The sequence below is a fragment of the Duganella vulcania genome (genome assembly GCF_009857655.1).
GTDB classification, from domain to species: Bacteria; Pseudomonadota; Gammaproteobacteria; order Burkholderiales; family Burkholderiaceae_D; genus Rugamonas; species Rugamonas vulcania.
Genome location: NZ_WWCX01000253.1, coordinates 1 through 1,156, shown reverse-complemented (window position 1 = coordinate 1,156; position 1,156 = coordinate 1). Strand labels below are relative to the sequence as shown.

1 protein-coding gene is annotated in these 1,156 nt (G+C 71.6%); it reads left to right on the top strand.

Annotated features, from left to right (window positions below; translation table 11 throughout):
- A partial coding sequence (locus tag GTP90_RS35770; RefSeq protein ID WP_161087939.1) for a DUF349 domain-containing protein occupies positions 1 to 1,156 on the top strand: 1,156 nt, incomplete at both ends.

The window sequence follows — 1,156 nt, the reverse complement described above, 5'->3', positions numbered from 1 at the left end:
GCCGAAGCGGCCGCCGAGGCGCCTGCCGCGCCGGCGCCCGCCGCGCGCGAGCCGAAGAAGCCGGCCGCGCCCAAGGAAACCGACAAGAAATTCCTTGAAACGCTGGACGCGATGGAAGCCGCGCTGGAGCAAGGCTTGCTGCACGCCGCCGCCGATCACGACAAGTGGCTCAAGGAGCACAAGACCCGCTTGACGCCGGCCCAGACCGACCGCCTGAACCACGTCCGCGCCGAGTTGAAGCGGCTGGGCGACTGGGCGCGCTGGGGCGGCAACGTCTCGCGCGAGGAGCTGGTCAGGGCGGTGGAGGAGCTGCCCGCGCTGGGCCTGGCGATGAGCGAACTGGCCAAGAAGGTCGGCAGCATGCGCGAGCGCTGGAAGTCGCTGGACGCGGTCTCCGGCCACGCGCCCAAGAGCCTGTGGGAGCGCTTCGACAGCGCCTGCACCGCCGCCTACGCGCCGGCCGCCGCCCACTTCAAGCAACTGGCCGACGAGCGCCACGCCAACGCCGCCAAGGCCCAGGCGCTGATCGACGAGACCCGCAACATGGCCGCCGCCGCCGTGGCCGAGGGCGCGGACCTGAAGAACGTGGCCGCCGCCGGCCAGCGCCTGCGCCAGATGTGGGGCCGCCTGGGCACCATCGACCGCAAGGAAAAACGCAAGCTCGATCAAGCCTTCGACAAGGCGCTGGCGCAGATGCTGGCGCCGTTGGCCGAACAGCGCAAGATCGAAACCGCCAAGCGCGAACTGCTGATCGCCGAGGCGGAACAGATGCAGCCGGGCGACCGCCACACGCTGGATCACCTGCGCCGCTTGCAGGAACGCTGGCAGGAGCAGGCCAAGGCGCTGCCGCTGGAGCGCAAGGCCGAGCAGGCGTTGTGGCAGCGATTCCGCGCCGCCTGCGATGCGATCTTCGCCAAGCGCAAGGAGAGCGCGCATGCCGCCGACCACGAACGCAAGGCCCACCTGCACGCGCGCGAGGCGCTGTGCAAGGAGCTGGAAACGGCCACCTTCAGCGGCGAGGACAAGGCGCAGCTGGCGGCCATCGCCAAGACGCTGCGCGACGCGGCGGCGGCCTGGCATGCCGCCGGCGCCGTGCCGCGCGCGTCGGAAGCGCGCATCCAGCAGCGCTATCAGGCGGCGGTGGCGGCGGTGCAGG